Here is a 25,981-nt window from a genome sequence, read left to right on the forward strand (position 1 = left end):
GGCCGTACAGCTGACCACAACAGGGCGCGCGCACCTCACCGAGGCTCTTTCTGAACTTCGGACCGACGCGTGACCTCCGATACCACCGTCCGGACACAGGCTTTCGCATGACAATCGCGCCGCGGATGTGTCCAGCGGGGTCTCATCAACGTCGACGATCCGGTAGCCGGCTCGTCGGTACAACTCGATGTTTTTGTTGCTGCGCGCGCCGGTGAACAACTCGAACGCCAATTTCCCAGGTGCGGTCGATCAACCGAACCCGAACAGCACCGACAAACCGATGGCCGTCACACACGATCGATACGTTCGATTCGTCGATCCTCGACGTCACCTCGTCGAGGGTCTCGCGAAGCGGTGGGGTATCGAGGGTGTCGTTGGGAAACGCTTCCTGAACCCAGCAACAGCGTTGCAAGACAAGCAGTTCAGCCGCATCCGCCTCAATGGCAACGCGAACGGACAGCGAATCCAGCGATACAGTCACACTGCTACTGGAGCAGATCGACTCGACGATGGATGCATCGCTCGATTTATTTGTCTCAGGACACCGCTCGCCCTCGCTCGGCGAGAACCATCAGCCACTGCTGCCCACCGCGGGACATCTCGGATGCAATCGATACCGACTCCCACACACTCGGATCGAGGCGTGTGCGAACGTCCGGTTCCCGCCAGTACTTGAAGTAGCGCGGAAGATCGAGCTTCTCGTTACTCCATTCCTCGCCGTCACCTTCCTCGAGAGTGAAAGCAAGCATCCCGCCGGGACGCAATGCCGCGGCTGCCTTTGCGACAATGGCATCGAACTGAAGCGAATTCAGATGCAGGAGCACAGCGTTGGCAAAGATTCCGTCGTACATCCCACCGAAGTCGTCGGTGATGATGTCGAGCGTGCGAGCCGAGTAGCCGTCCCTCTCCATCATGTCGACGAAGGCCGCAGCCCCGTCGCTCCGCTCGACCCGAAGATCACGGCGCTCGAGCTCGGCTGCGTGCCAACCGGGTCCACTTCCGAGTTCGAGCACCAGGCCGGCATCGACCTGTGCAACGAACTCGTCGATGAACGGCTGCCACGCGCGCGTCGAATCGCGTCTCGTTCGCTGAACGTACACATCAGCCGCCGATTCGTAACTGTCAAGGGTTCTACTCACTTGTCCGCTCCTTCGTTCGGTCGACCGAGTTCTGGTTTCACGCGAGGATCTGTTCCCGAAGGATGTCGGCATGGCCGCAGTGATGTGCCAATTCCCGGAGCACCTGCAGATATACCCAGTGCACGGTACGAGGCCCGGTGTGATGGCCCGTCACGATGGCATCGAGCGCCAACGGGGCTACGACGGTTCGGGCAGTTGCGCACGCCTGTCTGTGCGCCGAGACGACGCCGGCGATGGTGTCGCCGTCCTCCAGGACGAAAGACTCCGCGGGACTGCGAACCAGGCCGAGTGCAGCCCGGGACCCACCTCCGATGCATTCCTCGAACCACACTCGCTGCATCCATGTCACATGCTTAAGCAGTCCCAGAAGCGTTGTGGCAGAGGGAACCAACCGTTCGCGCGCCTGCTCCTCGGTGAGACCATCGACTGTCGCATCGAGCGCCCTCCGGTAGTCCTCGACGAACGCCTCGAGCTGAGTGCGATCATCGTCCACCAGTACCTCGAAAGCACCCGTCACGGGGTCCTCCTTCACAGCGAAGTTCCGGCAGGGCAAGAACGACTTCTAGAGCCGCGCCCGAATCGCCGCGTGTAGATCTCGCAGTCCCGATCGTTCGGTCGTCACTTCCAGCACCCTGATTCCCGTGGCATGTCCGGTGAGTTCGGTTGCCAGATCGGCCAAGTCGACCAGGTGGTGCTCCACGCGGTAGGCACCGCACATCGCGCCGAGGTCCATGCCATGGGGCGTACCGAACACTCTCTCGAACACCCCCGCGTACTGCGGATCGCCCTGTTCGAGGAGCTCGAAGATGCCGCCGCCGTCGTCGTTGGCGACGACGATCGTCAGGTCTTCGGGACGCGGTTCTCCGGTGCCGATCAGCAAGCCCGATGCGTCGTGCAGAAATGTCAGATCGCCGAGAAGTGCCACGGTGCGCAGCTTTCCGGCCATCGCGGCACCGATAGCCGTCGAGACGGTGCCGTCGATACCGGCCACGCCGCGGTTGGAGAGAACCTTCACGTCCGGGTTCGGAGTCGCCACCAGGGCCGCGTCGCGCACGGGGTTGGACGCTCCGAGCACCAGTTGATCTCCGGGCTGCAGCGCAGACATGACCACGTCGGCCACGTGCAGTCCCGTCGGCTTGGGGTGCTCTCGAAGTTGTTGATGCACAGCCAGTTCGGCTCTCTCGGAGAGCGCGGCGCAGCGGGTGATCCAGGCGGGGTCGGGCGCACCGGTGGTGACTGCTCGGGTACCGGTGGCCAACACGTTGCCCGAGACGTCGGGCCAGCGCGGACCGGTGGTGAGCGCGATGACGTCCACGGCCGGATCGGCCAGCAGAGCCGAGACCTGCCTGTGCAGGGTCGGCCGCCCGGTGATGACGGCCTGGCGCGGCTTCAACTGCGCAAGAGCCAAGGGATGCAACGGGATTCCGTGCAGGGGTGCGGTCGGCTCGGCGACGGTCGGCAACCCGGCCAGCTCCGGACGCACGGCACCGCCATGGCCGGACACGACCACGGTGTCGATTGTCAGATCCAGTTCGACGGGGACGTCGAGTGTCGCCTGGGTGGTCGAGGTCCACGGCAACCCGTCGGGCCGACCCTCCGGACGCGCGCCGGGGTCGCCGATCGCAGGCACCAGTGGCTCACGCAGTGGGATGTCGAAGTGCACCGGACCGGCGTTGCCGGAGCGTGCGCCGCGCGCTGCGGCGATGACGCGGGAGACGGCGCTGCGCCACTGACTGTTCTGCTTGGGGCCTTCCTCGGCGAGTCCGAGGCTGATCGTCGCGCGTACCTGAGATCCGAACAGACCGAGCTGCTCGATGGTCTGGTTCGCGCCGGTGCCGAGCATCTCGTACGGGCGGTTCGCGCTGATGACGATCAGCGGGATGCGCGCGTAGTTCGCTTCGAGAACCGCAGGCCCCAGATTGGCGACCGCGGTTCCCGACGTCATCACCACAGGAACGGGCTGACCACTGCCCAGACTCAGGCCGATGGCCAGAAAGCCCGCGGTTCGCTCGTCGATCCGCATGTGCAACCGCAGGCGACCGGCGACATCCGCCTCCTGCAACGCGAACGCCAGCGGGGCGTTCCGCGAGCCGGGACACAACACGACGTCTCGGATCCCGCTGCGCGCCAGTTCGTCGACGACTGCGGTGGCCTGTGCGGTGGACGGATTCACAGAATCCAGAGTGTCAGATGTGTCGGTCAGCCGCCGCAACCGGGCTTTGACAGTATTGACGTGTGCGTACAGTCTTCCGGCCCGATGAGGTCTCCCCCCGCCGCTTCTACCAGCTACTGACCGCGTCGGTGGTCCCCAGGCCGATCGCATGGATCTCCACCGTCTCGGCCGACGGTGTGGCGAACCTCGCGCCGTACAGCTTCTTCACGGTGTCCTCGGTGGAACCGCCGGTCGTGCAGTTCACCTCGGTGAGCCGCAAGGACAGTCTGCGCAACATCGAGGCCACCGGCGAGTTCGTCGTCAATCTGGCGACGGCTCCGTTGGTGGATCAGGTCAACGGCAGCTCGGCGAGCTTCGATCACGGCGTCAGCGAATTCGAGAAGCTCGGGATCGAGAGCGAGCCCAGCACCGTCGTCACACCACCGCGCGTGGCGGCCGCTCCGATCGCCATCGAGGCGAGACTGCATCGCGTCGTCGAGGTAGGAAACTGCTTCGTCGTCATGGGCACCGTCGTCGCCCTGTCGGTGCGTCCCGAATATCTGGCCGAGGACGGACTGCCCGAGTTCGACGCCATCGCTCCGCTCAGCCGCCTCGGCCGTACCGAGTGGGGGTTGCCGCCCGAGGTTCGTGAGATCGAGCGCCCTTCTTGATTCGCTGGTCGCTGCTGATTCTCGTCACGGTCGGCCTGACCGTCGGCGCGGATGCTCTGGGAATTCCGTCGGCAGCTCTGTTCGTCGCGCTGCTGGTGGCGGTGATCTTCGCGCTCGCCGGCTGGGCACCGACCACGGGAACCGAACGCGCCCCGCTGCCGCGCCGACTCGGCATGGTGGCTCAGGCGGTGTTGGGTGTCGAGATCGGAACGTTGGTGCAGCAAGACACCCTCAGCTCACTGGGCGACGCCTGGTTGCCGGTGCTGCTGGCATGCGTCGGAACGCTCGTGTTGTCCATCGCTGCGGGCGCGCTGCTGGGACTGCGCAAGGACATCGATTCGCTGACCGGTGCGCTGGCACTGGTCGCGGGCGGCGCGTCGGGGCTGGTGGCCATCGCCCAGGAACTCGGCGGCGACGAACGCGTCGTGGCGGTGGTGCAGTACCTGCGGGTCGTTCTCGTCACCACCACCCTGCCGCTGGTGGCGACACTGGTGTTTCGCGCACAACCCGGTCAGTCGACGATGCTCGCCGATTCCGGAGCTCCGCTGTACGTGGACCTGGCCTTCGTTCTGGTCTGCGGCGGGGTGGGAATGCTGCTCGCACTGGCACTCCGATTTCCCGCTCCGGCACTGTTGGGCCCACTGATCGTCGCCACGTGCGCCGACCTTCTCGGGTTCTCGTTCGACGCCAGTGTTCCCACGTTGCTGCTGTGGGCGGCGTACATCGTGATCGGGTGGCAAGCCGGTCTGCGGTTCACCGTCGCGAGCCTGAAGTCCATCTCGCGGGTGCTGCCGTCCGCGTTGCTGCTCATCATCGCCGTCACCGTCGGGTGCGCGATGTTGGGGCTGTGGTTGGCCTCGGCGACGGGCACCAGCGGATACGAGGGCTACCTCGCCACCACCCCGGGTGGGGTGTACGCAGTGTTGGCCATCGCGGCATCGACCGGTGCGAACGTGACGTTCGTCGTGGCCGCCCAGGTGATCCGAGTGTTCATGATGCTGTTCGCAGTGCCGATGGGAGCGAAGGTCGTCCAGCACTATCGGCGAGGGCGGCCCGAGTGAATCGACGCGACCCCATACGCACTCAGGTCCACCGATGTCGTCCGCACGGCCGAGGACGGATTAGTGTCATCTCACATGTCCGGCTTGGGAAAAGGTCACACGGTCGTCACCGACTCGGTAGATGTCGACAGCGCATCGTTCGCCTCGCTGCGCGCCCGTCCTCTCCCCCGCGCCGAACGCTACGAACTGGGTCGACGCCTCCGCGAGAAGGTACCGATCGCCTCCCTGGGTGACTGGACCCCACCGGCGGATCGACCCGACCCGGTCAAGCAGATCGAATACTCGCACCAGGGCCGCATCGAATGGTTGATCCCGACGCGCCTCGAGCGGATGGTCGAATCCCCTTACGGATTCCTGCGCGGCACGGCCATCGTCATGGCCCGGGACGTGGCGATGCTGCCGTCGACCGGCATCAACCCGGTCATCAGCGGCGACGCGCACCTGGGCAACTTCGGCTTCTACGCCTCCCCCGAACGCGACCTCGTCATCGACCTCAACGACTTCGACGAGGCCCACCCGGGAGCCTGGGAATGGGATCTACGACGCCTCGCCGCGAGCATCTGGGTGGCCGGCCGGCAGAACGGCCGCACCGAGGACCAGTGCCGCGACGCCGTCACCGCCTGCGTGTCCGCGTACCGAATCGAGGTGGCCAGACTTGCCGACGAGCCACTGATGTCGCGTTCGTTCCAGCGCCTGACGGCCGAGAAACTGCAGCGCGACGCCACCGAGGGGTCGCTGCGCAAGGAGATCAAACGCGCCACCAAGAAGGCGCGTCGACGCACCAGTGACCGCGTTCTGCCGCGCTTCACCGAAAAGCACGAGGGCAAGCGAAGAATCGTCGAGGAGCCGCCGATCACCACCCGCATCTCGGCGCGGGACGAGGAACTCCTCGCCGTCGGATTGGACGAGTACCTGCTCACCCTCACCCCGCACTGGCGTCGAGTGCTCGGTGGATACACGTTGATCGACGTGGCGCACCGCGTCGTCGGCGTCGGCAGCGTCGGCCTGCGGGCGTACGTGGCGTTGTTGGAGGGCACCAGCGAGGACGACGTGGTGTTCCTGCAGCTCAAGCAGGCCAGACGCTCGGTGCTCGCGCCGTACGTGCACGGCGAATCGGCCTGGCACGATCACCAGGGCCAGCGGGTCGTGGAGTATCAGCAGGATCTGCAGACCGTCAGCGATCCGCTGCTGGGCTGGACGACCATAGCCGGAAGGCAGTACTACGTGCGCCAATTCCGCAACATGAAGGGAACGATCGACCTGTCGTCGATCGATGCGCCCGCTCTGGTCGACTACGCACGGGTGGTGGGCCGACTGCTGGCCAAAGGACATGCGCGCACCAGTGGCGCGTCGATGATCTCGGGTTACACCGGCGATTCCGATGCCCTCGAGGTTGCGCTGTGCCGCTTCGCGCAGCTGTACGCGGATCAGACGGAAGCCGATTGGGAGCGATTGAGCGCTACGCGCATGTGAACGGAAACTCGTAGCAGGCTACGAGTTTCCACTCACATGCGGCGAAGCCGCTCAGGCGTGCTTGGCGACCAGGTCACCCACCCGAGGCAGTGCCTCGGTGACGTTCTTCTTCGCCGAGCCACGCAGGCTGCCGTAGAACTTCTTCACGACGGACTTGTCGGTTTCCTCGATGCGGGCATCGGTGACCGAGAGCAGTGCGTCGGATGCGGCGTCGCCGTTGGCGGCCAGGTACTGACCGAACGTGCCCTGCGGGGCAGCGTTGTACGACTGCCAGAACGGGTCGAGCTTGTCGACGAAATCGGGCCACAGAGCCGAGACCGCGTTGTCGATGTACGACGGCCCGACCTTCTTCACCGCGCCGTATCCCCCCTTGACCGCGAGCCCGCTCGCACCCTTCTTGTCTGCGACCTCGGCGTCGATCAGAGCCAGGACATCGGCGCGCAGCGCGTCGGCCTTGGACTCGTCGAGCAGTGAATCCTTGAGTGCAGCAACCACTTCGAAGTTCCTCCCAGATATGTCAGCGGCCCCACGCGGACCGGGCGCAAGACTACCGCAGAAGCGCGTGGCAGCGCCGAACTCGATCGATCCACCACTGCGTGCGATCAGCGTCCGCATCGAGCTCGATCAGGGCCTCGGCGTCGGGTTCGAGGCTGCCGACCGGATACGTTCCGTCGATCACCTCGGGTGCGGCTGCGACGTCTCGAACGAACAGTGCGCCCGTCCCCAGACCGCAGGCGAATTCGAGATGTGGCAGCGCAGCAGCTGCGGCCAAACCGGCCGAGATACCGACGGCCGAATCGAGCGCACTCGACACCACCACCGGCACGCCGTACTCCCCCAGTTCGCCTGCGAGCTCGAGCAGCGCCCGCATTCCACCGAGCGGAGCGACCTTGAGCACCGCGACGTCGGCTCCGCCTGCGCGGACGACCTTCATCGGATCCTCGGCCCGGCGAATGCTCTCGTCGGCAGCGATCCGCACCCCGCGCACCCGACGCCTCACTTCGACCAACTCCGGCACCGACGCGCACGGTTGCTCGGCGTACTCGAGTGGACCGTCGGCGGTCAGGGCGGCGAGAGCCGCAACCGCCTCGTCGACGCTCCAACCCCCGTTGGCGTCGACCCGTACCCGCGGAACCAGCTCGCGCACCGCGCGCACCCGTGCGACGTCGTCGGCGAGGGTCTGCCCCTTCTCGGCTACCTTGACCTTCGCCGTCTCGGCCCCGGGGAACCGGCTCAGCACCGACGCCACGTCCGAGGCCGCTACCGCCGGGACCGTCGCGTTCACCGGGATGCGTCGGCGCAGCGGACTCGGCGGGCCGTCCCACGCGGCTTCGATCGCCGACGCCAACCACGGGGCCGATTCCGCGTCGTCGTACTCGGGAAACGGTGAGAATTCACCCCAACCGGCGGGCCCGCGCATCAACATCACCTCACGGGTGGTGATGCCACGGAACTTGGTGCGCATCGGCAGCGAGAGCACGTGTGCACCGTCGAGCACATCGCCGATCGGGGGAATCATTGCTGCCCCGGGAGCAACTGCACCATCAACGCCTCGCAGTCGGCCAGCAGGTTGCCGTCCAGATCGGTCAGCCGAGCGTTGATGAACGTCTTGCGTCCCTCGACCCGATCCACCGCACCCTCGACGACCAGCTCGGTATCGAGCGGCGTCACCTTGCGGTAGTTGATGTGCAGATACGCCGTCCGGCTGATGGGCCTGCCGTAGGCGTGCTGGATGAGGCCGAAGAGGTCGTCGAACAGCAGCGGCAGGGTGCCGCCGTGCGCTGCGGAGTTTCCCCCGAGATGGAAACGACGGAACATGCCCCGACTGCGGACGCCGTCGGCGTCGATCTTCTCGATGATCCACGGCATCAACAGCAGCGAGCCTCGACCCGGCAGACGCGGAACGCGCCCGGCGGTCTGGCGGCCCTCGGCCACCACGTGCGGGGTCAGCAGCTCGATCAGTTCACGGGCTTTGTCTGCCGCCGCCTGGGTGACCTCGGCCGGCAACGAGGTCGATACCGCGAGGTCCTGCACCGTGCGCAGCGCTTCGAGCAGCTGCCCGTACTCCGGGCCCACCTTCGCAGGCACGAAACGCGGGAAGCCTCCGTGGTGGTCGTAATCGCGGTCCAGTTCGATCGGGTCGGTCATGACTGCACGCTAGCTGCACCGACCGGTCGGCACGGACCCAGCCCTGATCCGGCGTCGGCCCGCACTAAGCTGACGCCCGTGACCTTCACCCCAGCACTGTGGCGTCCCGTTCCCGGCTTCGAGGACCTGACCGACATCACGTATCACCGGCACGTGTCCGACGCGACCGTCCGGGTCGCGTTCGATCGTCCCGAGATTCGCAACGCGTTTCGGCCGCACACCGTCGACGAGCTCTACCGAGCGCTCGAACATGCTCGGGTGAGCTCCGATGTGGGGACCGTTCTACTCACCGGCAACGGGCCGAGCAGCAAGGACGGCGGATGGGCCTTCTGCTCCGGCGGTGACCAGCGCATTCGCGGACGCAGCGGCTACCAGTACGCAGACGGAGAGACCGCCGACACCGTCGACAAGGCCCGCGCCGGGCGCCTGCACATCCTCGAGGTGCAGCGCCTCATCCGCTTCATGCCCAAGGTGGTCATCTGCTTGGTCAACGGCTGGGCAGCGGGCGGCGGCCACAGCCTGCACGTGGTGTGCGATCTGACCCTCGCGAGCCGCGAGCATGCCCGGTTCAAGCAGACCGACGCGGACGTCGGCAGCTTCGACGGTGGTTACGGCAGTGCGTATTTGGCCAAGATGGTCGGTCAGAAGTTCGCCCGGGAGATATTCTTTCTCGGCGAGACGTACTCGGCCGAGGAGATGCACCGTATGGGCGCAGTGAACAAGGTGGTCGATCACGCAGAGCTAGAGAACACGGCAATCGAGTGGGCTGCGAAGATCAACGCGAAATCACCTCAGGCACAACGAATGCTGAAGTACGCCTTCAATTTGCAGGACGACGGCCTGGTGGGTCAGCAACTGTTCGCCGGTGAAGCCACCCGCCTGGCCTACATGACCGACGAGGCCGTGGAGGGTCGCGACGCGTTCCTCGACAAGCGCGAGCCCGACTGGTCGCCGTTCCCCCGATACTTCTGACCTACCGGTGATTTCGACGTCGAACCGCCGAAACCACCACAGTGCTGCGGGCGCTCTGCGAGCCTGGTTCACCCAGCCCTACGACTATCGCTGGATGGCGGACTTCCAGAACTCCCGGCCCGCCGGAAGAATCATCCGGTGGGTGTTGGCATGCCTGACGCTCAATTTCGGTGTGCTGGCGGTGGTGTCGTTGTTCTCCGAGGACACCACACGCAGCCCGCTCGCCATCGCCTGGAAATCGGCTCTGATCGTCATGGTCGTGGCCGTCAGCACGGCCTGGATCACCAGACCGTTTCCCGGCCGGCTCGGGGTGGTGGCTTTTGCGGTCTTCGCCGATCTGGGGACGGCGTCGACGCTGTGGATCAACCCGCTCACGGACGCCCTGCTGACGTGCACGCTGTTCGCCGTGATCGGGACGTTCTGCACGTTCTGCCTCAGCCCCCGCTGGCTGCTGGCGCACCTGGTGTTCGCGGTGACATGCACTCTCGTTACCGCCGCAGCGACGTACTCCCGCGGGGAGGTGGACATCGCATCACTGATCTTCCGGACGAACGTCGTGCTGCTCACGATCGCCGCAGTTCCGCTCGTCTCGCATCTGTTGATCACCATGTTGACCGACGATGCGCGTCGTTCGTTGCTCGATCCGTTGACCGGCCTGGCCAATCGTCGCGGTCTCGACGCTGCCATCGACGATGTGTGGCCACGCGGCCGAGAGAAGGATCAGTGCTCCGCGGCGGTGATGATCGACATCGACCGGTTCAAATCGGTGAACGATCTGTACGGGCACGAGGAAGGCGACGCGGTCATCGTGCGCGTCGCCCAACGTCTACGCGCACATCTGGGCGAATACGGTGTGGTCGCACGCACCGGCGGGGAGGAGTACCTCGCCGTCGTCTCGACGTCACGACTGCACATCGATGCACTGGTCCACGGGGTGCGCCGGGCACTGCGCGATCCCGAGGATCCGATTGCGGTGACGGTCAGCGTGGGGGCTGCGATCGTGCACGCGGGTTCACCGGTGTGGGATCAGAACATCGACGTCGTGACACGGGCAACGCGGATGGCGGATTCGATGATGTACGAGGCGAAGGCTGCCGGCGGTAACCGAATCGCGACGACCGAACTGTGAGAGTCGAGCCTGCGGAACCACCTCGGGTGACCGTGGTATCCATGCGGGGTGGACATCCTCGCTTCTCGGACAATTCTGCGACCCGTCGACTACGAGAGGACTCTCGCGTTCTACCGTGACGGTCTGTCGTTGGCGGTGTGTCGTGAATACCCCGGCGGGACGGTGTTCTTCGCGGGGCAAGGACTGATCGAGGTCGCAGCGCACCATCGCGGTGACGAATCGGGGTCGTTCTCCGGTGCCCTGTGGCTGCAGGTACGCGATATCGGTTCTGCTACAGAGGAATTGACCGCAGGCGGCATCGAGATCGTCCGTGAGGCGCGAACCGAGCCGTGGGGTCTGGTCGAGATGTGGATCGAGGATCCGGACGGGATTCCCATCGTGCTGGTGCAGATTCCACAGGATCACCCGTTGCGTAAGGACAACCGCTAGCGGTCTTTCACGCCGTCGGCGATCGTGCGAAGCACTGCCGTTGCCGACTGCGGCCGCGACCACAGATATCCCTGCGCCAACGTGCAACCGAGTTCGAGGGCCGCATCGGCTTGTTCGCGACTTTCGATGCCTTCGACGATCATCGTCAGATCGAGATCCTTTGCCACTCCGGCCAACGACCTGATCATGGCACGTCCGGCCACGGTGTCGACGAACCTCGTCAGATGCCCGTCGATCTTGATGCCGTCGGGCTGCAGCGTCACCAGTCGTTCGAGCGAAGACCAGCCCGAGCCGAAATCGTCGAGCAACACCCGGAAGCCGAGCCGGTGCACGTCGTCGATATGCCTGCGCAGCAGTGGCCCCGGCGTCACGGCAGTGGTCTCGGTGAGCTCGAGCGAGATCGACGACGGCGACACCCCGGAGGACGCGATGGCACGCTGCAGCTGACTGACGCCGTCGGGATGGGCGAGGTGGCGTCCGGAAATGTTGACGGTCAGTCGCAGGTCCGGACGATGGACGTGCCACTTCTTCATTTCGGCAGCGGCCTGAGTGAGCACGCTGAGGTCGATGTCGATGATCAGTTCGCTGGCCTCGGCGAACGGTACGAAATCCGCCGGCACCACCATCCCCCTGGTGGGGTGGTGCCACCGCGCCAATGCCTCGAAGCCGACGATCTCCTCGGTGCGCAAGTCCACGATCGATTGGAACCAGGGCACGATGTGACCGTCGGCGATGGAGTCGGCGATGTCGTTGTCGCTGCCCAGCCGGATGACGCCGGATCCGACGCGGCGATGCAGATCGAGCTGCTCCTCGAGCACCGACGCGAACTGTTCGAGTTCCTGCATCTGCTCACCGGAGAGCGGACGGGGCGTGCGATCGAGCAGGCAGAGGGTGCCGATGACCAGGCCCTCTCGCCCGCGCAGCGGAACCGACGCGTACGACGCGATGCCGTTCTCGTCGAGAATGGCGCGCTGCCGAGTGGTGGCGTGCACGCGACCGTGCGCCACGACTGAAGGTTCGCCGGAACGCACCACGTCGTCGCACAGGGTGTCGGCTCGCACGACGGTGGACACCGGCGGTCCACCGATGTTGACCAGCGTGTACTGAGTGTCTTCGTCGAGCACGTTGAGCTGTGCGATGGCGAATCCGACGCTGCGTGCGGCGAATTCGACCGTCGATCGCAGAGCAGGCGTCGTCGCCTCGAAATCGAGGTAGCGACGGGCGGAGTCGCTCTGCCGGCGAGACTGGGAGCGCGCGGGGTCCGCGACCTCACCGTCCACCGGCATCACCTCGCAACGACCAGCCGGGCCCGTTCTGGAACCGGATCCAGGCGAGTTTAACCGTGCCGGATCTGCAGTTTCGACCGATAGCCCAACCTGGAGCGGTTACAACGACGGATAGCGCGTGTGCAGCAGCCGATGCCGCAGCACCGCTGCGGCGAGTCGCTTGCCTTCCTCGGTCGCCACCGAACCGGACGGCTCCGGTCCCGAAACACCCGGTCCCGACGCGCCCGGTTCCGTCGGCTCGAACGCTCCGAGGGCACCCAGTTCGGCGATCAGGGTCCGCGCCAGCGGCTCGGCGTGCTCGGCAGCGGGCTCCTCACCGGAATGGGTCCACCCTTCGGCTCGCAGCAGACGCGCGAGGTCGTCTGCTGTCGCGTCCACGTCGGTCACCTCGTGACCGACGATCATCCGTGCCAGAACCACCTCCGCGGCAATCGTGTCCGGGTGATATTCGGTGCCGACGATGCCTGCGGTGAGCACGCGCCAGAGCCCGTCGGAGCTGAGCTGCCGTGTACGTGCCGTCGGTACCAACCGCCCGGCGGAACGACGCAGCAGACGCACCCTCATCAGGAGGCGTCGGACAGTCAGTACTTTCTCCGTGTCGAGTTCGCGGCCGATGTGCAGGGGACGTTCGGCCGGAGGAAACACCGTGGTCGCAATGGTCGCCACCAGCTCGTCCGGCAGATACCCGGCGTCGGTCAATCCGACACCGTCGCCGATGCATCCGATGAAGCTTTCCAGCCTGCGCACGCAGCCGTACACGGGCTGGGCGGCCTCGTGCAGCGTCTCGCGCAGCCCCAGATAGAGCTCGGCCCTCGGTGCGCTGTAGTTGCTCCACAGGTCGATCCGGTGGTCGAGAAGCTGCTCGAGCAGGACGGCCTCGGAGTCGTCCTTACCTCGATCGGACGTCAGCACAGCATCGGTGACGCCGCGTCGGCGCATGGCCTGCGCGTTGGTGCCGAGCGGTCGCCCACCGGGCTTGGACGGCTCGAACTCACCGGCGATGGTCGCAACTTCCAACGTCTCGCCGATCTTCTCGACGATGGCCCGCTCGACGCCGGTCGGAGCGTCCTGCCAAGTGACGAGATCGGTATCGACGGCACCGATACCCGATTGTTCGGTGGCAGCGCGGTAGTGCTGCAACCACACGGCATCGTCGGCGATTCGCACGAGCTCCTCGGTGACGGCACTCCGAGCGATCTCCGCGTATCCGACGCGTCCGAGGCGGTCGAGTAGGTCGCCGAGCGCACGGGCGATATCGACCGCACGCTCGGGCCCCTCGGCCGCGTGGCGCAGATACACCCACAGGTAGGTCTGCACGGAATGTTGCGTCGGACCCGCGGGCGGAGACACCTCGACCAGACCGTCCCACCCCAGGCGCGCATCGGCGGCGAGCGCGGGATCGACGGAATCGAAGTACGACAGAGCTGCCCACACCGCGTCGTCCATGCCCGATCCCTTCACGATGTTCCACTGTTCCACAGCAACTCGACGTCGGGTGACAACCGCCGGGCCGACAGGTGCGCCCGTCCTGGTTCGAGCCCGGCGACTAGCCTCGAGTCCGTGCTCGAGAGCGTATCCATTCCGTCGGGACCGGCAGCGGCGAACATCATGCCGCGGCTGAGCCGCATGCTCGCCGGCGACGGCCCGGCCCTGCTTCCCGTGCCGGCCGACGATCCGCGTGAGACCGAGCGCCTGCACGACGCCTTGGCACCGGGAACACCCATCGACGACGGCGTCGCGCTGGTCGTCGCGACCTCCGGAACGACGGGCATTCCCAAGGGAGCGATGCTGTCGGCCGCTGCGCTGGTGGCCTCGGCAACGGCCACCGAGGAGCGACTCGGCGGACCGGGGTCGTGGTTGCTGGCGTTGCCCGCACACCACATCGCCGGAATGCAGGTGCTGCTGCGCAGTGTGCTCGCCGGAACCTCGCCCGTCATCATGGACGTGTCGAGAGGTTTCGATCCCACCGCTCTGATCGACGCGATCGGCCGGATGTCGGGGCCCCTGCGCTACACGTCGCTGGTTCCAGGGCAGTTGGTGAAGGCATTCGAGATCCCCGAGGCCGTGGCTGCGTTGGCCTCGCTCGATGCTGTGTTGTTGGGCGGGGCGGCAACACCGATTCCGTTGCGACAGAAGGCACACGACGCGGGAATCCGATCGGTGCGGACCTACGGAATGAGCGAAACGGCCGGCGGCTGCGTGTACGACGGAGTTGCACTGCGCAACACAGTGATTCGTATCGACGACGGCAGGGTCGTGTTGGGTGGAAAAACCTTGGCCTCGGGATACCGCGGACTGCCCGACCACCCGGCCTTCGCCGAACCGGGATGGTTCCGCACCGACGACGCCGGAACCATCGTCGACGGCGTTCTGAGCATCTCGGGGCGACTCGACGAGGCAATCTCGACCGGAGGATTGACCGTCGTGCCGCAGGTCGTCGAGGCTGCGCTGGCCACCCACCCCGCGGTGCTCGAATGCGCCGTCGTGGGACTGCCCGACGAGCGCCTGGGCCAGAAAGTGGTGGTCGCGGTAGTGGCCCGCGCCCCGGTGACATTGGCGGACTTGCGCTCCCACGTCGCCGCTTCACTGGACATCACCGCGGCACCCCGAGAATTGTTCCTCCTCGACTCACTGCCGACACGAGGGCCGGGAAAACTGAATCGGGCGAAACTGCGAACGGTGCTCGAACAACGCTGAGCGACTGGGGATTTCGCCCGAGCGCAGCGGTCTCGAGTTGAGCACTGCGGCCCGGATCGTGCGCAGCGGTTCCGGATTGAGCGCAGCGGTTCCGGATTGAGCGCAGCGGTTCCGGATTGAGCGCAGCGGTTCCGGATTGAGCGCAAATGCGCGCGCGTTTGTCAGGTGCGCGCGGACTGGTCAGCGGACAGGTGGCGACACTGCGCGCGTTCGGCAAACGCGCGCGCATTTGCGCCGGTGGTGGTCACTCGAGCGGCGTGCCTTGATGGTGCACCAATTCCCAACCGGTGTTCGTGCGTCGCCACAGCGAGGTTCTGCGAGCTCGCGCATCGGATGTTCTCGAAATCCACTGCAGCAGTACACAATCTGCACCGATCACCCGCCCGATCGGTTCGATCACCTCGATCTCGACGGGGCTTTCGCTGCCGAGCAAGTCGAGTATCGACGACTTGTCCCACACCGTTCCCGAGGCTCCGACTTCGGTGAAGTCGTCGGCGAGCAGGAGGGCAAGCCTCTCGCGATCGCGTCGACACTCCGCAGTCTGCAGCTCTCGTTCCAGCGCGAGAACTGTCGACAGATCTTTGTCAACGCTGGGTCGACCGGCAGAGGCAGGCGGCATTGCTGCACTGTCTCACGCACGAACGCCTCACGCACGAATACCTCACGCACGAACGCGCGCGCGTTCGTCAGGTGCACGCGAAGTCGTCGGCCAGCAGGTAGCGAACCTGCGCGCGTTCGGCAAACGCGCGCGCATTTGCGCCGGTGGTGGGTGGGCGAACGACCGAGCAGCCGACGCCTCAGCCCGCCAATTTCTCGTACAACCGCTCGACGTCCGCGTCGGACCAGTTGGCAGGCTCGAGGATGTCAGCCCACATGTTCACCGCGTCGGCTCCGTAGCTGTGGCCGTGGCCGTCGTCGACGTTCGTGGAGAAGACCTGATCGAACGTCAACTGCCAGAAGGTCACGAACGGGAACCACTGCACTCCGGGATCGACGTCGGCGCCGCGGGGTTCTCGTAGCCAGTCGGGCCGGTTCAGGATCAGATCCGGCGACCACCACACGATGGGGTCGGATGCGTGCTGCCAGTACACGATTCGGGGCTCTTCCCATTGCCCGCCGATGTCGAGGTCACCGGACGAGCTGGCGAAACGAACGTGCTCGCCGCCGTCGATGACAGGCAGGATCTCGCGGGATCCGGCGTCGCGCCCACCAGTGATGCGGGCCCACTGCGGGGTGAAGTTCGGGTTGCCGACCCACAGGGCACCGTCGATGCGCGCGATAATGTCCTGCGCGCCGCTGAACGCATCCTGTCCGCCGTAGGCACCGAGGCTCTCGCCGAACAACACCAGCTTCGGTCGCGAATCCTCGGGGAGTTCGCTCCACACCTCGTATACCGCCTCGAAGAGGGCCCGTCCGGCATCCTGGGGAGTCTGGCGATCGGCGAGAAATGCCATCGGGCTCGGCAGGAACGAGTACTGCATCGACGCGATCGCCGAGTTACCGTCGTACAGGTATTCCAGAGGGCGAGCGACGTTCTCGTTCACCCACCCGCGCCCGGTGGTCGTCGCGACACCGAGCACAGCGCGAGAAAATGCGCCGGTACGTTCGAGCTCTGCCACCACCCGCTGGGCGACGCCTTCGACGGTGTCCGCGGACTCCACGCCCGCGTAGGCACGGATCGGTTGCACCGCAGGCCTTCCGGTGAACTCACTGATCTCGTCCGGCGATACCCCGGACACGACGAAGCGTCGACCCTCCTGCCCCAGGGAATCCCACTCCTCGTTCGAGGCGTCCGAACCCGACAGTTCGGCCGCGGTGGGCTTCTCGACGCCCTCGTGGTTGCCGCGGTCCGCAGTGGAGGCCGATCTCTCCGCGACCGCCACGATGCCGCGAATCAGCGCGCCGTTGACGGCGAACACCACCAGCAGGGCTACGACGATCACGCTCGCGATCCTCGCGACCGGCCTCGGCACGTACTGCTTGCCCCATCGCGTCAACGCACGGGTGGCTCGCCGCAGCAGACGACCCAAGGCGAGCACTCCCACGGCAACCACCAGCGAGACCACCAGCACCGCGATGTACAGCGGCCTCCCGGGATCCTCCACACCGACGAGCTTGCGGACGATCTGCTGCCACCACGATCCCAGGATCAGGAACAGCGGGATCACCACCACCGCGGCCACGGCCAGCGCCCACCACCCGCGTCGACGCCACTGCTCCGACCAGTCCGGCGACACTCCGCAGATTCGAACCACCCACGCGATCAGGCAGCCCACGCCGTATCCGATCGCGACGCTGATTCCGGTGGCCACCGCCTGCAGATACCAGACCCTGGGCAGCAGCGACGGAGTCATCGACAGCGCGAAGAACACCAGAGCGAAGAAGATCCCGACGGGATGCAGTGCACGGCAGTACCGATCCGCTCGTGAGTCCTGCCAATACGAACGAATCACGGCCGACCGCTGTGTGGTCATCCGCAGATCGTATTTGCCCGCCGACTGGGCTGCACCCTCTTCGACATGCAAGCATTCACCGCATGAGTGTTCTGGTCTGCTTCCACGCACATCCCGACGACGAAGTATTCGGCACCGGCGGAGTCATGCGGCTCGCCGCCGATGCCGGCCACCGCGTCGTCCTGGTCACCGCGACCGACGGTGCCCTCGGTGAGTTTCCAGACGGCATCCTCACCGCCGGTGAGACACTGGCCGAGCGCAGACGCGTCGAGCTGGATCGTTCGGCAGCCGTTCTCGGAGTCTCCCGCGTCGTGCGGCTGCACTACGCCGACTCCGGAATGGCCGGTACTCCGGAGAATGCGAACCCGGACGCCTTCTGCAACGTCGACGTCGACACCGCAGCACAGCGATTGGCCGAGGTACTGCTCGAAGAGCAGGCGGACGTCGTGACGATCTACGACCCGAACGGTGGTTACGGGCACCCCGACCACATCCAGGTTCACGTCGTCGGCAAGCGCGCCACCGAGATCGCCGACACTCGATTCGTCTACGAAACCACCACCAACCGCGACCACATGCGCCGACTGATGGAGGCCAATCCGCACTGGGGCGAGGAGGCATCACCGCCGGACATGGACACGTTCGGTCTGCCGGAAACCGAGATCACGACGGTGGTCGACGTCTCCAGCGTCATGGACGCGAAGCGGGGTGCAATGGAGGCCCACGAAACACAGGTCGGTGACTTCGGACCGTTTCTGCAGATGTCCGTCGAGGACCTCGCCTCCACCTTCGGTACCGAATGGTTCCGAAAGCTGCGCGGCACGGGCGGCGTCGGCCTCACGGAGACCTCACTCCCGCTCTGAACTGGCCGAACGGCGGACGCAAGCGCGACGGCAACCAGATCGTAGATCGATGATGCAACTCCATAGAGCTGACCATCGGATTGTTTCGAGCCTCTAATCAAACCGCGAGACGGTACAGTGTCCACGTCGCCTGTCATGAGGGCGAGTTCTTCAGACCAGAACACCGTCATCGAAATGGAGAGGCCGGAGAAGCGATGCGTTCGTCAGTGGGTGTGTCCCTGGGCACGTGCGGCATTCGCACGGCGCGGACCACCGAAGACGGTGCATGGACCGACGGCACCCCGTTCGACGACTGGCAGTTCTCCCCCACGGCATCCGACGTCGCGCGCGTCGTCCGCGGCATCGTCGACAGTCCGGACGCGCCCCAATCTCTCGGCGTCGCCTATCGCACCCCCGAGGAACGCACCCAGATCGCCGACGCACTGGCCGAGGAGTACGTCTCCGACGTCCACCTCATCGACAAGACCGGCGCGGCCATGGAGTACCTGCGCCCAGGGCTCCCCTCCCACCACCGGACCATCGCGCTGTTCGACGCGGGCGAGACCGGTGTCGACGTCGACATCGTGGACGTCGAATCCGGCCGCTCCTACGGTTCCGCGCGGACCACCGCCATGAGCGGTGCCTCCTTCGACGCGGTGGTCCGAGAACACATACTCGGACTCGGCATAGTGCGTCCGCCCCAATCTCCGGACGAGGACAGTGCGCTGACGGCCTTCTGCCGCGGGATAAAGGAAGCGCTGTCCTCGCACCTGACCACCAGCACCCCCGACGGCGAGCACATCCTCCTCGAGCGGCACATCTTCGAGTTGTCCATCGCGCGCTCCACCGAGCAGGCCGCCGAGACAGTGCGCCGACTCGGCCGCGAGGCCGAGTTCTACCCCGACGCCGTCGTCGCGATCGGCGGAACGTCCAACATTCCGCTGGTCCGCGCCACCCTCGAACGCTTCCTGCAGCTACCGGTCATCGTCCCGGACCGGCCCGAGCTCGTCGTCGCCGGCGGTGCCGCGGTACACGCCGCCCACGTCGACGCCACCCACGTGCCGCCCCTCGTCTCGCACCGTCCAGCCCTGGCGCGACTCGGCATGATCGCACTTCCGATCGCCGGCGTCATTGCCGCCATCGGACTGTTCACGGCTCTCGGATCCAGCGACGAGGGTCAACCGCTGAGCACCCCGTCGAGCGTCGGTGAATCAGTGTCGCAATCCACCAGACCGTCGAGCACCAGCACGACGACGACCACGCCGGCACCGCTTCCCGACATCCCTCCTCCCCCACCGACAACCACCGCACCGGCGCCGGCCGCCGCAAATTCCGCGCCCTACGTGCAGTACCAGCAGCCGCACTACTACCCGCCGGCACCTCCGCCCGCACCCACGGTGCCCCTGCCACAGATTCCCGGTGTCCAGATGCCCGTCATCCCGTTGCCGGTATTGCCACGCCTGCCGTTCTGACCGGCCGCGTTCTCACCCGTCGGACAGATACGGAAAGATCGTCGCTCATGGCCACCACAGCGCAATGGATCGAAGGTGCGCGACCGCGCACACTCCCGAATGCGATCGCCCCCGTCCTCGTCGGCACTGGCGCGGCCGCGTCGCTGGACGGAGGAGTGTGGTGGAAGGCGCTGCTGGCGTTGGTCGTCTCGTTGGCGCTGATCGTGGGCGTGAACTTCGCCAACGATTACTCCGACGGAATTCGGGGCACCGACGACGACCGAGTCGGGCCACTGAGACTGGTCGGCTCGAAGGCCGCGTCCGCCGGTGCCGTCAAGAAGGCCGCCATCGGTTGCTTCACAGTGGGTGCCGTGGCCGGATTGGTTCTGGCAGCGACCAGCGCCTGGTGGCTGGTCATCGTCGGACTCGTCTGCATCGCCGGTGCCTGGTACTACACCGGCGGCTCGAAGCCGTACGGATACAGCGGTTTCGGCGAGATAGCCGTGTTCGTGTTCTTCGGTCTCGTTGCGGTACTGGGCACCCAGTTCGTACAGGCCGAGCAGATCGATTGGGCAGGTGTGTTGGCTGCAGTGGCCGTCGGCTCGTTCTCCAGCGCAGTACTCGTCGCCAACAACCTTCGCGACATCCCCACCGACACCGAATCCGGAAAGCTCACGCTGGCAGTGCGATTGGGTGACATGCGCACTCGCTATTTGCATCTCGCGCTATTGGTGGTGCCGTTCGCGATGACGGTGGCACTGATCGCCCGCACTCCATGGGCACTGGTCGGCCTGCTCGCGCTGCCTTTCGCCGCACGTGCCAACTCCCCGGTACGCAAGGGCGCTCACGGATTCGAACTGATTCCGGCACTGCGCGATTCGGGCCTGGCGATGCTCGTCTGGGGAGCGAGCACCGGCGTGGCGTTGGCCTTCGCCTAGCGCTTGTCGGGAACGAACGCGCCCAGCAGAAAGTTCACGATCGAGATGATGATCGCGCCCCAGAACGCCGCGGCGAACCCGACGATCTCGAGGCCGTAGCCGGTCTGCGACGACAACCAACCCGTCAACAACAGCATCAACGCGTTGATCACAAGAGTGAACAACCCGAGCGTCAGAATCAGCAGCGGCAGCGACATGAGCTGCACCAGCGGTTTGATGAACGCATTGACGACCGTCAACACGGCCGCGATACCGAGCAGGACCACGATGTCCCACCCATCGCCGCGCCCCGAGCTGGTGACAGTGATGCCATCCACGAATTCCTTGGCAACCCAGATTGCAACGGCATTGATCACGAGCCGAATCAAAAAGTTCATGGCGCCATCGTAGGGTTCGTCAGCGCCCGACGGCTACGACGTACTCAGCGCTCCAAGTCGATGTCGACAGTTACTCGCCCACGATCGTCGCGAGTCGCCACGGCAAGGCCGGCATGATGGACGCCGCCGAGGTCGACATCGACCCGTCCGCCGTCGTTCTCGAAATTTCGCCACCAATTCTTCTTGTCCGGCACGGCCACGACAACTTTCACGTGATTGCCTGTTCGCTTGAAGGCCACCGGCAGTGAGAACTCCTTGCCGGACTTGCGGCCGGTATAGGTCAGAATCCCCATCGACCGTCCGAGAACCCTGTCGAGCACCGGTGCCTTCATGACGACCACAAAAACCTTGTTGAACGCTGCTGCCGACTTCTGAAAGGTATTCATTGCGCCGCCTCCGGGCTTGCCCTGCACGTGATGACGAGCGTAGCGGCGTAGCTGCTCGACGGGTTCGTCACTGCGAAGACACACCGTCCTGCATCGGCACCAAAACTTGTCGGTGCCCGGTTCTACACTTCTCGGCAACGGGTCGAATACGTGTTCGGCCCTTCGTCGCTGGGGGGTGACATGGGGCTACGTGAGTCGACGTGGATGGCGGACGATCACTCTGCACTCGCCGACGTCCTCGGTGCGCGCCGGACGATAAACGCCGCTGCCGCATCGGAACTGGCGCTCATGGACCACTACGTTCGCGGCCGAACGGCATGCGCCTCGCCGTGGGACACAGGAGTGACCGAGAAGGATCTCTACAGCTCGGCGATCTGCGAGCTGGCCGCGGCAACGTCGTCCACCTTCGCCGCCATTCACAACAAGCTTCAGATGTGGCGTCAGCTACGTCCCCTCGTACGGAACAGTTTCATCAACGGATCGCTCGACAAAGAGCGAGTCAAAACGATCCACGACCGTCTGCTTCATGCGCGTCCGGAGACAGTAGTCGCCATCGAAGCCGAGGTACTCAAAGCTGCCGGAGAGATGGCACCGGGCCCCCTGGGTCGCGAGATCGACCGACTGCTCGTCGAGACCGATGCCGAGTGGGACCGCGCAGTACGCACACGTGCCGCGCGAACCGAGAAGCGCGTCCGGGTTCGGCGACGGGCACGAGGGCTGTCGAGCCTCACCACGGTGATGACCGATGGCGAAGCCGACGAACAGCTTTCGCGTATCGACGCCGAAGTCTCCCGTTTGCACCCCGAGGATCCACGTTCGGACGATCAACGACGGGGCGACGCACAGACCGCGCTGATGCGCGGCGAGACACTGCTGTGCGGGTGCTCGACGTGCCTGACCTCTTGGGGTGACGTCGCGGATGCCGAAACTCCCGAACACGGTGAGCCGGTGGCAGCAATGCCCGACCGTTCGGATGCGAATGCCGACGCCACCGGTGAAACAGCCACCGAGGGTTCGGGTTCCGCACGGCCGGGGTCCGAGCACCCGACGAGGGAGCCACTGGGCAGGGCACTGACGGGCCCGCTGCCACCCGACACACCACCACCCGTCTCACCAGCACCCGACGCACCGCCACCCGATACAGCGACTCGATCGAGACCCGGCGGAGGGACGTTGATCGAACGCTGGCGTGCCATCGTCGAGAACAACCCGCGCGGCGTCCACGCCCTACACCCCGACGGCCACGGAGGCATGACGATTCCGCCGCCGGGGGCACTGACCTATGCGCCGAGCAGAGCCCTTGCCACGCAGGTTCGCGCCGAACATCCGTACTGCCTGCATCCTGGCTGCAACGTGCCTTCGGAACGGTGCGACCTCGACCACATCGTCGAATTCGATCGGCAGAATCCGGAGCGAGGGGGTTGGACGATCCGGACGAACATCGGCCCGCGCTGTCGGCTCCACCACAACCTCAAAACGCGAAAGCTCTGGCGCACCGAATTACTCCCGGAAGGAGTCCTGCATATCGTCGACCCTCTCGGAAACCACTACTTCACCGCGCCGACCCTGTGAAAACCGATCGCCTAGGGTTGGTTCGGTGAGCACCGCGAATCTGACCCGGACCGAAACTCGCAGGCGATCGCGCCACATCGACGGGGTGAAGTATCGCGTTCACCTCGATCTCCTGCGCGCAGAGGACGCGGACCTCGACACCTTCGAGACCGTGACGACCATCGAATTCGACGCGACCACGGCTGCGACCTGGGTGGACTTCATCGGTGCGGCAGTAGACCAAGTGACCGTCAACGGTATCGACACGCCGGTCGACTACGACGGCTCGCGGATTCAACTGGTCGGGCTCACCGAGCACAACATCGTGCGGATTTGCGCGCGCGGACGATACAGCCGGTCGGGTGAAGGACTGCATCGGTTCGTCGATCCCGTCGACGACAACGTCTATCTCTACACGCAGTACGAACCGGCCGATGCACGCCGAGTGTTCGCGAACTTCGAGCAACCGGACCTCAAAGCCCCTTTCACTCTGACTGTCACGGCTCCGCCGACGTGGACCGTACTGTCGAACCGCGAGGGTGTCACGACAGACACGGTCACCACCTTCGCGCCGACCCTGCCGATCTCGACCTACATCACCGCAGTTGCGGCCGGTCCGTATCACCGCGTCCGATCATCCTGGACGCGAGGCGAACTCACCGTCCCCCTCGGTGCCTATTGCCGGGCGTCTCTCGCCGAGTACTTCGATGCCGAGGACATCTTCGACATCACGAAACGAGGCCTGGACTTCTTTCACGACAAGTTCGACTACCCGTATCCCTTCGGAAAGTACGACCAGATCTTCGTCCCCGAGTACAACCTCGGCGCGATGGAGAATCCCGGCCTCGTCACGTTCACCGAGTCGTACGTATTCCGTTCTGCGGCAACCGAAGCCCAGTACGAGGCCCGCGCGAACACGATCCTGCACGAGATGGCGCACATGTGGTTCGGCGACCTCGTGACGATGCAGTGGTGGGACGACCTGTGGCTCAAGGAATCCTTTGCCGACTTCATGGGTGCATACGCATCGGCCGAAGCGACCCGATTCACCGACGCCTGGGTCAGCTTCGCCAACCGACGAAAAGCGTGGGCGTACCTGCAGGACCAACTTCCGACCACCCACCCGATCGTCGCCGACATCACCGACCTCGAGGCCGCGAAGCTCAACTTCGACGGCATCACCTACGCCAAGGGGGCGAGCGTCCTCAAGCAGCTCGGGGCGTTCGTGGGCGCAGATGCCTTCTTCGCCGCCTCCCGCAACTACTTTCGCACGCACGCCTTCGGAAACACGACGCTGACGGACCTGCTGAGCGAGATGTCGACCGCCAGCGGACGCGACCTCGACACCTGGGCTGCAGCATGGCTGCAGACCACCGGCGTCTCCACGCTCAGCTACACCGGCGATGCCGTCGAACAGACGAACCCGCGGCCCCACCGAATTGCCGTCGGGCTCTACGACCTCGACGAGGCCGGACATCTGACGAGAACCCACCGACGAGAACTCGACATCGCCGAGGCACGAACGCCGGTCGACCTTCCCGAGGCCGCGCTGGTGCTGCTCAACGACGACGACCTGACATACGCCAAGATCCGATTCGACGAGCGCTCCACTACCACTGTGCGAGACCACCTCGATCGCATCGTCGACCCTCTCGCCCGGGGCCTGGTGTGGTCGGCGTTGTGGAACTCCACCCGCGACGCCGAGCTGTCTGCACTCGAATACATCGACATCGCAACCAGATTCGCACCGAATGAGCCCAAGATCGGTCTGTTGTCCGCAGTCACGGCCAATGTGGCGTACGCCCTCGAGCATTACCTCCCGGAGGACAGACGGCGCGAACCCACTCGGCAGTGGCTGGAGGCGTCGTGGACGCAGCTGCATACGAGTGAGCCAGGGAGCGATACCCAGTTGGTGTGGGCGCGAGCCACCGCGGCCGCGGCCCAACTCGACGGCTCCCGCGCAGCCGACCTACGCGCACTTCTCGACGGCACGGCGACCGTGCCAGGTCTGCGCCTGGATCCCGACCAGCGCTGGTCGTTCTGGCTGGCCCTGGCCGCGACCGGAAACGCGACCTCGGCCGAGCTCGATGCAGAGCTGGCCTCCGACAACACGTCGTCCGGACGCACCTCACACACGGCGGCGTCGACGGCGCTCCCCGACGCAGAGGTCAAGGCAAGGGCGTGGGCTGCCATCACCGAGCGCGACGATGCGTCCAACGATGTTCTCGACGCCTTCATCACCGGCTTCGGGGCCGGGCACCGGCCGGACCTGACGCAGGGTTATCACGACCGGTACTTCGAATCCATCGCGTCGTTGTGGACCTCGCGCAGCATCGAAATCGCACGGCGCATCGTCGTCCGACTGTTTCCGCAGCAATCGTCGACGGTAGCCGCGGACAGCTGGCTGGCCGAGCACGAGTGGGCACCGGCCGCCCTGCGGCGCTTGGTGATCGAGCAACGAGACCATCTGGCGAGGAGTCTGCGGGTGCAGGCGCGGCTAGGGTGATGATCATGGCCACCAACGACACTCGACGCTCGATCGCCACGTCCGCACTCGCTGCCGGTGGATTGCTCGGCGGCTTCGCCGTCGCCCGGCAGTCGCACAACCGTCAACTCGGCGGAGCCGTACTGGCCGCTGCGGGTGTGGCGTGCACGACCCGGTGGCAGAAGTCCTCGGGCTCGACCCGCGCCGGTGCGCTGCTCGGGACCTATCTCGTCGCGTTCGGTGCCTCGCACCCGCTGGCCAAGAAGATCGGTGCCTGGCCGGCGGTCGTCACCGTCGCCGCTGCAACTGCCGCGGCGTCGATGGCGGTGAGCAAGTAGATC

General features: G+C 65.6%; 26 protein-coding genes. 13 read left to right on the forward strand and 13 right to left on the reverse strand.

Annotation, left to right across the window (positions count from 1 at the left end):
* Positions 1 to 145 precede the first annotated feature (145 nt).
* The 4 genes from CH256_RS24205 to menD are packed head-to-tail and all read right to left on the reverse strand — an operon-like array spanning position 146 to position 3,312.
* On the reverse strand, positions 146 to 481 hold the full coding sequence (locus CH256_RS24205) for a hypothetical protein (protein WP_218829158.1): 336 nt from the start codon (positions 479 to 481) through the stop codon (positions 146 to 148).
* A gap of 55 nt (positions 482 to 536) precedes the next feature.
* Positions 537 to 1,139 (reverse strand): class I SAM-dependent methyltransferase, encoded by a 603-nt coding sequence (locus CH256_RS24210; RefSeq protein ID WP_176460400.1) that lies wholly within the window; start codon positions 1,137 to 1,139, stop codon positions 537 to 539.
* A gap of 37 nt (positions 1,140 to 1,176) precedes the next feature.
* Positions 1,177 to 1,656 carry a DinB family protein gene (locus tag CH256_RS24215; RefSeq protein ID WP_218829034.1) on the reverse strand — a complete coding sequence of 160 codons (480 nt, stop codon included), beginning with the start codon at positions 1,654 to 1,656 and terminating at the stop codon, positions 1,177 to 1,179.
* A 45-nt stretch (positions 1,657 to 1,701) separates the two neighbouring features.
* Positions 1,702 to 3,312 (reverse strand): 2-succinyl-5-enolpyruvyl-6-hydroxy-3-cyclohexene-1-carboxylic-acid synthase, encoded by a 1,611-nt coding sequence (menD, locus tag CH256_RS24220; protein ID WP_094670903.1) that lies wholly within the window; start codon positions 3,310 to 3,312, stop codon positions 1,702 to 1,704.
* Between the two features lie 62 nt (positions 3,313 to 3,374).
* Between menD and CH256_RS24225 the strand changes: the two genes are divergently transcribed.
* From CH256_RS24225 to CH256_RS24235, 3 genes are all read left to right on the forward strand, one after another.
* Positions 3,375 to 3,962, forward strand: coding sequence for a flavin reductase family protein (locus CH256_RS24225; protein WP_094670905.1), 588 nt, complete (start codon positions 3,375 to 3,377; stop codon positions 3,960 to 3,962).
* Positions 3,959 to 5,023, forward strand: a complete 1,065-nt coding sequence (locus tag CH256_RS24230; protein ID WP_094670907.1) for an AbrB family transcriptional regulator — start codon at positions 3,959 to 3,961, stop codon at positions 5,021 to 5,023. The genes CH256_RS24225 and CH256_RS24230 overlap by 4 nt, the downstream gene beginning before the upstream one ends.
* A gap of 75 nt (positions 5,024 to 5,098) precedes the next feature.
* Complete coding sequence (locus tag CH256_RS24235; protein ID WP_068046318.1) at positions 5,099 to 6,496, forward strand: DUF2252 domain-containing protein; 1,398 nt, start codon at positions 5,099 to 5,101, stop codon at positions 6,494 to 6,496.
* 51 nt (positions 6,497 to 6,547) lie between these two features.
* Here CH256_RS24235 and CH256_RS24240 read toward each other — a convergent pair whose 3' ends face one another.
* The 3 genes from CH256_RS24240 to CH256_RS24250 are packed head-to-tail and all read right to left on the reverse strand — an operon-like array spanning position 6,548 to position 8,644.
* Positions 6,548 to 6,991 carry a DUF6918 family protein gene (locus tag CH256_RS24240; protein ID WP_094641098.1) on the reverse strand — a complete coding sequence of 148 codons (444 nt, stop codon included), beginning with the start codon at positions 6,989 to 6,991 and terminating at the stop codon, positions 6,548 to 6,550.
* Between the two features lie 52 nt (positions 6,992 to 7,043).
* Complete coding sequence (locus CH256_RS24245) at positions 7,044 to 8,015, reverse strand: o-succinylbenzoate synthase (protein ID WP_094670909.1); 972 nt, start codon at positions 8,013 to 8,015, stop codon at positions 7,044 to 7,046.
* Positions 8,012 to 8,644, reverse strand: coding sequence for a PaaI family thioesterase (locus tag CH256_RS24250; protein WP_068046293.1), 633 nt, complete (start codon positions 8,642 to 8,644; stop codon positions 8,012 to 8,014). The genes CH256_RS24245 and CH256_RS24250 overlap by 4 nt, the downstream gene beginning before the upstream one ends.
* Before the next feature lie 78 nt (positions 8,645 to 8,722).
* Here CH256_RS24250 and CH256_RS24255 point away from each other — a divergent pair, with 78 nt between their 5' ends.
* From CH256_RS24255 to CH256_RS24265, 3 genes are read left to right on the forward strand one after another with little or no spacing between them, the layout of a single operon-like run.
* Positions 8,723 to 9,616, forward strand: a complete 894-nt coding sequence (locus tag CH256_RS24255) for a 1,4-dihydroxy-2-naphthoyl-CoA synthase (RefSeq protein ID WP_068046296.1) — start codon at positions 8,723 to 8,725, stop codon at positions 9,614 to 9,616.
* A gap of 7 nt (positions 9,617 to 9,623) precedes the next feature.
* Complete coding sequence (locus CH256_RS24260; RefSeq protein ID WP_256989531.1) at positions 9,624 to 10,745, forward strand: GGDEF domain-containing protein; 1,122 nt, start codon at positions 9,624 to 9,626, stop codon at positions 10,743 to 10,745.
* Between the two features lie 48 nt (positions 10,746 to 10,793).
* A complete protein-coding gene (locus CH256_RS24265) occupies positions 10,794 to 11,174 on the forward strand; it encodes a VOC family protein (RefSeq protein WP_094670911.1) in 381 nt (126 codons plus the stop codon).
* Here the strand turns inward: CH256_RS24265 and CH256_RS24270 are convergent.
* Positions 11,171 to 12,454, reverse strand: coding sequence for a sensor domain-containing phosphodiesterase (locus CH256_RS24270; RefSeq protein WP_256989532.1), 1,284 nt, complete (start codon positions 12,452 to 12,454; stop codon positions 11,171 to 11,173). The genes CH256_RS24265 and CH256_RS24270 overlap by 4 nt on opposite strands.
* Positions 12,455 to 12,559: 105 nt before the next feature.
* On the reverse strand, positions 12,560 to 13,921 hold the full coding sequence (locus CH256_RS24275; RefSeq protein ID WP_094670935.1) for a hypothetical protein: 1,362 nt from the start codon (positions 13,919 to 13,921) through the stop codon (positions 12,560 to 12,562).
* 147 nt (positions 13,922 to 14,068) lie between these two features.
* Here CH256_RS24275 and menE point away from each other — a divergent pair, with 147 nt between their 5' ends.
* Positions 14,069 to 15,157, forward strand: a complete 1,089-nt coding sequence (gene menE / locus CH256_RS24280) for an o-succinylbenzoate--CoA ligase (protein ID WP_218829160.1) — start codon at positions 14,069 to 14,071, stop codon at positions 15,155 to 15,157.
* 244 nt (positions 15,158 to 15,401) lie between these two features.
* Here the strand turns inward: menE and CH256_RS24285 are convergent, their stop codons facing one another.
* Together CH256_RS24285 and CH256_RS24290 are read right to left on the reverse strand one after the other, a co-directional pair.
* Positions 15,402 to 15,776 carry a nuclear transport factor 2 family protein gene (locus CH256_RS24285; protein ID WP_094670917.1) on the reverse strand — a complete coding sequence of 125 codons (375 nt, stop codon included), beginning with the start codon at positions 15,774 to 15,776 and terminating at the stop codon, positions 15,402 to 15,404.
* A 178-nt stretch (positions 15,777 to 15,954) separates the two neighbouring features.
* Positions 15,955 to 17,631, reverse strand: coding sequence for an alpha/beta hydrolase (locus CH256_RS24290; RefSeq protein ID WP_179272210.1), 1,677 nt, complete (start codon positions 17,629 to 17,631; stop codon positions 15,955 to 15,957).
* A gap of 62 nt (positions 17,632 to 17,693) precedes the next feature.
* On the opposite strand from CH256_RS24290, the gene CH256_RS24295 reads away from it, so the two are divergent.
* The 3 genes from CH256_RS24295 to CH256_RS24305 all read left to right on the forward strand — a co-directional run bounded on the left by CH256_RS24295 (position 17,694) and on the right by CH256_RS24305 (position 20,841).
* Complete coding sequence (locus CH256_RS24295; protein WP_094641091.1) at positions 17,694 to 18,473, forward strand: PIG-L family deacetylase; 780 nt, start codon at positions 17,694 to 17,696, stop codon at positions 18,471 to 18,473.
* A 194-nt stretch (positions 18,474 to 18,667) separates the two neighbouring features.
* Positions 18,668 to 19,924 carry an Hsp70 family protein gene (locus tag CH256_RS24300; protein WP_094670919.1) on the forward strand — a complete coding sequence of 419 codons (1,257 nt, stop codon included), beginning with the start codon at positions 18,668 to 18,670 and terminating at the stop codon, positions 19,922 to 19,924.
* A 47-nt stretch (positions 19,925 to 19,971) separates the two neighbouring features.
* Positions 19,972 to 20,841: a 1,4-dihydroxy-2-naphthoate polyprenyltransferase gene (locus tag CH256_RS24305; RefSeq protein ID WP_094641089.1), complete on the forward strand. Its 870-nt coding sequence runs from the start codon at positions 19,972 to 19,974 to the stop codon at positions 20,839 to 20,841.
* Here the strand turns inward: CH256_RS24305 and CH256_RS24310 are convergent.
* Together CH256_RS24310 and CH256_RS24315 are read right to left on the reverse strand one after the other, a co-directional pair.
* Positions 20,838 to 21,218: a phage holin family protein gene (locus tag CH256_RS24310; RefSeq protein WP_037187032.1), complete on the reverse strand. Its 381-nt coding sequence runs from the start codon at positions 21,216 to 21,218 to the stop codon at positions 20,838 to 20,840. The genes CH256_RS24305 and CH256_RS24310 overlap by 4 nt on opposite strands.
* A gap of 44 nt (positions 21,219 to 21,262) precedes the next feature.
* Positions 21,263 to 21,604 (reverse strand): nitroreductase/quinone reductase family protein, encoded by a 342-nt coding sequence (locus tag CH256_RS24315; protein ID WP_094670939.1) that lies wholly within the window; start codon positions 21,602 to 21,604, stop codon positions 21,263 to 21,265.
* A gap of 204 nt (positions 21,605 to 21,808) precedes the next feature.
* Between CH256_RS24315 and CH256_RS24320 the strand changes: the two genes are divergently transcribed.
* Genes CH256_RS24320 through CH256_RS24330 form a run of 3 tightly spaced genes read left to right on the forward strand, consistent with a single transcriptional unit; the run spans position 21,809 to position 25,978 of the window.
* Entirely contained in the window at positions 21,809 to 23,176 is a 1,368-nt protein-coding gene (locus CH256_RS24320) for a hypothetical protein (RefSeq protein WP_143536662.1), read from the forward strand.
* 25 nt (positions 23,177 to 23,201) lie between these two features.
* Positions 23,202 to 25,661, forward strand: a complete 2,460-nt coding sequence (gene pepN / locus CH256_RS24325) for an aminopeptidase N (RefSeq protein WP_094641087.1) — start codon at positions 23,202 to 23,204, stop codon at positions 25,659 to 25,661.
* Between the two features lie 5 nt (positions 25,662 to 25,666).
* Entirely contained in the window at positions 25,667 to 25,978 is a 312-nt protein-coding gene (locus tag CH256_RS24330) for a hypothetical protein (protein ID WP_094641482.1), read from the forward strand.
* The last annotated feature ends 3 nt before the right edge of the window (positions 25,979 to 25,981 follow it).

This window comes from Rhodococcus sp. 05-2254-6 (assembly GCF_002258565.1).
In the GTDB taxonomy this organism is placed as follows: Bacteria; Actinomycetota; Actinomycetes; order Mycobacteriales; family Mycobacteriaceae; genus Rhodococcoides.